5 protein-coding genes are annotated in these 6,066 nt (G+C 67.0%); 3 read left to right on the top strand and 2 right to left on the bottom strand.

The annotated features are described in order from the left end of the window. Nucleotides 1–508 (top strand): bacteriohemerythrin (locus GF405_08025; protein MBD3368101.1); only part of this gene is annotated, 508 nt, incomplete at its 5' end. Between the two features lie 81 nt (nucleotides 509–589). Here the strand turns inward: GF405_08025 and GF405_08020 are convergent. Beyond that, on the bottom strand, nucleotides 590–2,710 hold the full coding sequence (locus tag GF405_08020) for a T9SS type A sorting domain-containing protein (GenBank protein ID MBD3368100.1): 2,121 nt from the start codon (nucleotides 2,708–2,710) through the stop codon (nucleotides 590–592). A gap of 133 nt (nucleotides 2,711–2,843) precedes the next feature. Here GF405_08020 and GF405_08015 point away from each other — a divergent pair, with 133 nt between their 5' ends. Both GF405_08015 and GF405_08010 read left to right on the top strand, forming a co-directional pair. After that, nucleotides 2,844–3,581 carry a methyltransferase domain-containing protein gene (locus GF405_08015; protein MBD3368099.1) on the top strand — a complete coding sequence of 246 codons (738 nt, stop codon included), beginning with the start codon at nucleotides 2,844–2,846 and terminating at the stop codon, nucleotides 3,579–3,581. 85 nt (nucleotides 3,582–3,666) lie between these two features. Then, the gene (locus tag GF405_08010) at nucleotides 3,667–4,782 is read left to right on the top strand and encodes a DNRLRE domain-containing protein (protein MBD3368098.1); all 1,116 of its coding nucleotides are present in this window, start codon (nucleotides 3,667–3,669) and stop codon (nucleotides 4,780–4,782) included. Nucleotides 4,783–4,862: 80 nt separating this feature from the next. On the opposite strand, the gene GF405_08005 is transcribed toward GF405_08010, so the two are convergent. Further along, nucleotides 4,863–5,405, bottom strand: a complete 543-nt coding sequence (locus tag GF405_08005) for a YHS domain-containing protein (protein ID MBD3368097.1) — start codon at nucleotides 5,403–5,405, stop codon at nucleotides 4,863–4,865. Nucleotides 5,406–6,066 lie beyond the last annotated feature (661 nt).

The following is a 6,066-nucleotide window of genomic DNA, read 5'->3' as shown; positions in this document are numbered from 1 at the left end:
GGCCCGGCCTTATGGTACGCTGGCGCGACAGAGAGACGGACGGCCGCTTTCGAAAGGAGTACCCGTGGACAAGGTGCAGTGGAGCGACGATCTCTCGGTGGGCGTGCCGCTCATCGACCAGCAGCACCAGATGCTCATCGGACGCATCAACGAGCTGTCGGAGGCGATCAGGAACTACCAGGGCGGGGGAGAGATCGCGAAGACGCTCGACTTCCTGATGGACTACACGAACTTCCACTTCGGGACCGAGGAGCGTCACATGCGCGCGCTCGACTATCCCGGTCTCGACGAGCATCTGGAGAAGCACAAGGAGTACAAGGAGACGCTGAAGAACCTCGGCCGCGACTTCGAGGAGGAGGGTGCCACGAACGACCTCGCCGACTCGATCGACCGTCTGCTCGGCCACTGGTTCGTCGAGCACATCAAGAACGTCGACCAGAAGCTCGGCGACTTCCTTGAGAAGAAGGGTGTCGTGCTCGAGGCGGAGGAGGAGGTCTCGGGGACCTAGAAGCACCGACCGGCAGCGACGAAACAAAACGCCCCCGGGGGACACCCGGGGGCGCTGTCTTTGCTGAGTCGTCGCGGGCGGCTATCGGATGCGCAGAATGCGCTCGGTCAGCACGGCGTCGGGCGTGGCGAGCGAGCAGAAGTAGACGCCGGCCGCGACCTCGTGCCCGTTCCGGTCGGTGCCGTCCCACGTGACCGTGTGGCGGCCGCGCCGGAGCGTTCGGTCGAGCACGGTGGCGACGACGCGTCCCGAGACGTCGTGGACGGTGACCGACGCGCGGTCCTCGTACGGCATCACGAGTTCGAGCGTGGTCGTCGAGGCCGACGGGTTGGGGAAGGGCCTCGAGAGGGCGAGCGGACTCGACCCCGGAAGGACCACGTGCGCGGGCGTCGGGCCGACGACGTCGTCCGTCCCGTCATCCAGCCGGGCCACGAGGCGGTACCAGAGCTCGTCGCCCGGCAGGACGTCCTCGTCCACGTACTCGCCGGGGGACGAGACGTCCAGCGGCAGCGCGTTGAGCGTCTCGAAAGGACCGTCCTCGTGCCGCGAACGCTCGACATCCAGGCCGACCATGCCGGCGGTGTTCGGGATGCTCCAGCGGAGCGTCACTTGATCGCTCGCGGTCGCGGAGGCGAAGAACGCCCCCTCGACCGGGGTCGCCAGATCGGCGTCGACCCAGTAGCCCATCGCGTCCGTGGAGGTGCAGGCGTTCACGACGATGAGCCCCACCTGCGACAGCTCGTCCCAGCCCGTGACCGTCTCGGTACCGTTCCCCCAGCCGTTCAGGCTGATGGCGCCCCACTCGGCCGTGGCGTCACCGGTGTCCTTCGTGACGAGCCAGGCCGCGTTGGGTGTCGAGGCGAGGAAGGGGCCGTCGTAGCTGATCTCGATGAGGTCGTCGCCGCCGCCCGGGTTCGTGAAGTGGATGAAGTTCCAGGCCATGTGGTCGGGACGGTGCGCGGCCAGCGGTGCGACGCCCGAGAGCGGGTAGCTGGAGTAGTTTCGCTGGGCCGCGACGGTCGGCCAGATGGCGCTCTCCTCGTAGTGCGTGCCGTCGTGCCGGCTGCCGGTGAACCAGTTCCAGAGCGCGAACTCCGCGAACTCCTCCTCGAGCGACGTGCCGCGCGAGGAGAGCTCGACGTCCATGAGGACGTAGATGTCGGCGGCGCTCTCGAGCTCGTACCAGATGGACGGAACGACGTCGGGGGACACGTGCTCGGCGAGGAAGAAGTTCCAGACGCAGGAGCCGTACATGCGGAGACCGGTGCCGTCCTGCCACTCGAGCGACTCGTAGGGATAGCTGTAGTAGTAGGTCAGGTAGAAGCGGTAGTCGTCGATGTCGTCGTAGACCATGTCCTCGACCCAGACCGATGTGCACTCCTTGTACCAGGTGGCCTCCGTGTAGTCGTGGGAGTTCTGACAGGAGTGGCCGAACTCGTGGGCGACGGTGACGGTCATCGGGTCGGTCGGGTCGACATAGCCGAACCCCGCGTAGTCGTTGTCGATGACCACGTAGCTCGTGCAGTCGGTGCGTGGCGTCGCGGGGACCGTGTAGCTCCCGTAGCACACGCCGTAGTAGCCCGAGAGGTTCTGAAGGTAGATGTCGTAGAGGCCGTTCCCGCCGCCGCCGTCGGGGTCCGAACCGTCGTTCGGCGGGGCCCGGAAGCCCATCTCGTCGACGATGTCGACCCACGAGCTCTCGGCGGCCGCGGCCACCGCGTGCACGTACCAGGGATCGGGCCAGTCGAGGGCGGCGTGCGGTCCCGATGTGTCGAAGTGGATGCGGAAGTGGGTCGTGTCGTACGTGTTTGTACACGACGGCCGCGACCGCATCGAGCGGATGCGCGAGGCGACCGGTCCGGACAGGCCGGGGAGGGCGCGTTCGACCTCGTCGGCGACCGGCGTGCCGCACTTCTCGGGGGCCGTGCCGCGGTACTCCTCCGGCAGACGCTCGGGGTCGCAGAGACTGGTCGCCAGGAGCAGGATGCGCTGCTCAGAATCGATGTCGCCCCTGCCGTAGGCGGCGTTGATGATCGCCCGCGAGGTGTTCTCGCGGTCCGGGATCGGGTCGTCGACGGGAAGCTCTGGAAGCGTGGCGTGCGACGGGTTCTCTGCCGACGCCGTCGGAATGCCCGCCGGCACTGCGCCCACAAGCAGCACGAACGTGACGAACGTCGTAAGGCGTATCGCAGTCGGTGTCATAGGAACCTCCGAAGCGCGGACCGTGAATACACTGACCCACTTATGAGATAAGCAACGGACGTGCCAGCCATAGGGGACTTGACAAGTTCTTGCTGGACTTCCGGAGGCGAGGGGTGATAGAACGTCCCCGAAGATGCGGCGTTGCGTCGGTCACCGACAGCTCCGGCCGGCGCCACGCCACAGACCTGGTTCGGAGGGCAAGCGACGGCGCCCGACCGAGAGGAGTGCCATGCCGGACAGAGAGAGGACCCGCCTCTTCGACGAGTGGGCCGACACGTACGACGCGTCGGTCACCGACTACTCAGGGTTCCCGTTCGAGGGCTATGAGGAGGTGCTCGCCACCATCGTGCGCCTGACGCAGCCCTCGCTTCAGTGCACGGTGCTCGATCTCGGCATCGGGACCGGCGCTCTGGCCGAGCGCTTCGTCCGCGAGGGTTGTCTCGTGTGGGGTCTTGATTTCTCGGCCCGGATGCTCGCGAGAGCACACGAGCGCGTTCCGCGCGCCGAGCTCATCAAGGCCGACCTCTCGGGCGACTGGCCGATCGACGTGGACCAGACGTTCAGCCGCATCGTCTCCTCGTACCTCTTCCACGAGTTTCCGCTCGAGGTGAAGGTCGCGATGATCACTCGTCTCGTCGGGCGCCATCTGACGCCGGGCGGACGCGTGGTGATCGGCGATGTCTCCTTCGGGAACGTGGAGGAGCGGGAGAGGGCGCACGGGCGGTGGGCTGAGGCCTGGGACGACGACGAGCACTACTGGGCCGCGGACGAGGCGTCGGAGGCGCTTCAGGCGGCCGGCCTCGAGTCGACCTACAATCAGGTCTCGTGCTGCGGCGGCGTCTACGTGATCAGGCCGGGCGGGGCTCACTGAGGGACAGCCCCGGTGCAGCGGCCAGCACGAGCCGGCCGGCGGCGTTGACCGGGCGCCGAAGCGGCGGTATATTGGACCATGCAGGATGGCCGCCGGACATCCCCCCGCGACCGACCGGATCCCCCCGGAGACGATTCCCATGAGAAGAACACTGGCAGCGCTCGTGCTCTCGGCCGTGGTGTTCGTCGTCGTCGGCTGCGCGCTGACGTCGGATGAGACGGGCACGATCTACGGCTACGTGCGCGTCGCCGGCACCAGTACGCCGCTCTCCGGCGCCATCGTGAGTGTGAGCGGGGAGTGGACGACGAGCGAATCCGACGGCTTCTACGAGCTCGAGGGCGTGCCGACCGGCGAGAGGATGGTCAGGGCCGAGCTCGCGGGGTTCTTCGACTACACGGAGATCGTCGACATCGAGGGCCTGACGCAGCACGACATCGGGATGAGCGTCTTCGTCGGAACCGGCGACGTTTCCGGTGTCGTATCGCACGCGACGCTCGGTGCCATCGAGGGCGCCGTCGTTTCGCTCTACGGCCGCCTGGACACGACAGACGCGCAGGGCGCGTATTCCTTCTCCGGCATTCCACAGCTCGAGTGGGACGTGGTCGTGACGGCCGAGGGGTACCGGACATTCTCGGGACCGCTGCACGTGAACGACGATGAGGTCGTCTACGACGTCGCCCTGAAGAAGCTCGAGAGTGCGGAGTTCATCGCGTCCGCGGACACGTACGTGTCGTTGACGCAGTCGAACATCAACCATGGCAGCCTGGGGAACCTCAACCTCTTCAACAACGGCGTGATCCACTGGAAGCTCTACATTTACTTCCCGGTCGATGTCGAACCGACGGCGGACGCCATCAGCGCGACGGTGCATCTGTACAACACCGCCTCGGGAGGGGCGACAGCGGAGGAGCGGACCATCCTCGTCGGACGGATCACCGAGTTCTGGGGCGAGAACAGCGTGACCTGGGACGACTCCCTGGCCACCTCCGGCGCGGCCATCGCCGAGGCGTCGTACGACTCACTGTGGTACGAGATCGACATCACCGACTACGTCGACGACTGGATCAGCGGTCTCTACTCCAACCAGGGCGTCGAGATCGACACGAGCGAGGACCCGACGGCGAGCCAGTTCATCTTCGCCTCAAGGGAGTACGCGGAAGAGGACAAACGGCCGATGCTGGTGCTGGACTACGCCTGGTAGGGGACGGGCGAACGGGCGGCACGAAGAAAGAGGGGGCGCCTCGCGAGGCGCCCCCTCCTGTCGTTCAGGTCGAAGTCCGGCTAGTTGATGTACTTGCCGGGCCGGTCGGAGAACTTGTTCCTGCAGCCCTCGGAGCAGAAGTAGTAGGTCGCACCTTCGTGCTCCATGGAGATGTCGGTCTGGATGTCCTTCCCGCAGGCGCAGACGACACACTGGTGCATGTCGGCGCTCGCGGCGGCCTTCGCCTTCGGGCATCCGGCGCACGGGTCGTTCGCGGCGGCGGCAGCCGCGCCGGGGCAGCCGCCCGCGCTTGACGCCTGCTCGACCGTGCCGCAGGTCTCGGCGCACTTCTCGGCGCACATGGCGTGCGCCTCGTCGGCCGGCATCGCCTTCGCGTTCTCGGCCATGCAGGTCTCGATGCACTCCTCGGTGCATTCGCCCACGCAGTCGGCCTTGTTGTCCGCCGTGACGACCTTACCCTCGTACTCGGCGCCCTCGCCCATCATGGGCTGGTCCTCGACCGAGCCTCCGGCCTGTGCCTCAGAGTCGGACTGGCTGCAGCCGGCCAGGGCCAGCATCGCCGAAAGCCCGAGGACGGCGATGAGTGCCAACGAACGCTTCATGTCTCCCTCCTTCTTCGGTTCAGCGTGAAGAGCCCCGCCGGATGCGTTGGTGGCCGGCCTCTGCTTCATGTTCTGCGAACGCCGCGCCGCCCCGGGGGGCGACACATGCACAAGTCTACACATGTCGAAGGGGAGTGGCAAGGGCGACCCCGCGCTGGAATGGCCGGCCGCTCAGTTTCCGCGGTTCGCCCGCTCTCTCTCGAGGAGCTCTCGGAGCTTCGCCGCACGCCCCTCGAGCGAGATCGCACGACGGTCCATGCCCTGCCAGGGATCGTCCTTCTGCCCGAGGCGGCGGAAGATGGTCTTCACACTGTAGCGGTCGGGCGCGAGCCTGCCGTTCCCCAGCTCGTCCCATTCGATCGGCGTCGCGACCGGCGCGCCCGGCTTCGCGCGGAGCGCGTACGGGGGCACGGCCGTCTGGCCGTAGGCGTTCCTCATGACGTCGATGAAGAGTCTGTTCCCTCGTTTGTCCTTCCGCTGCTCGGTCGTGAGCGTGTCGGGGTGTCTTGCGGACGCGAGGTCGGCGACGCCGACGGCGAACGCGCGTGCCTCGTCGAAGTCAGCGGTGCGGTCGAGCGGAACGACGAGGTGCATGCCGCGGGAACCGGTGACCATCGGGAACGACGTGACGTTCAGCTCGTCGAGGACGTCGCGGACGGTC

The sequence above is a fragment of the Candidatus Effluviviaceae Genus V sp. genome (assembly GCA_014728125.1).
Lineage (GTDB): Bacteria > Joyebacterota > Joyebacteria > Joyebacterales > Joyebacteraceae > WJMD01.
This window is presented reverse-complemented; position numbering and strand designations above follow the sequence as displayed.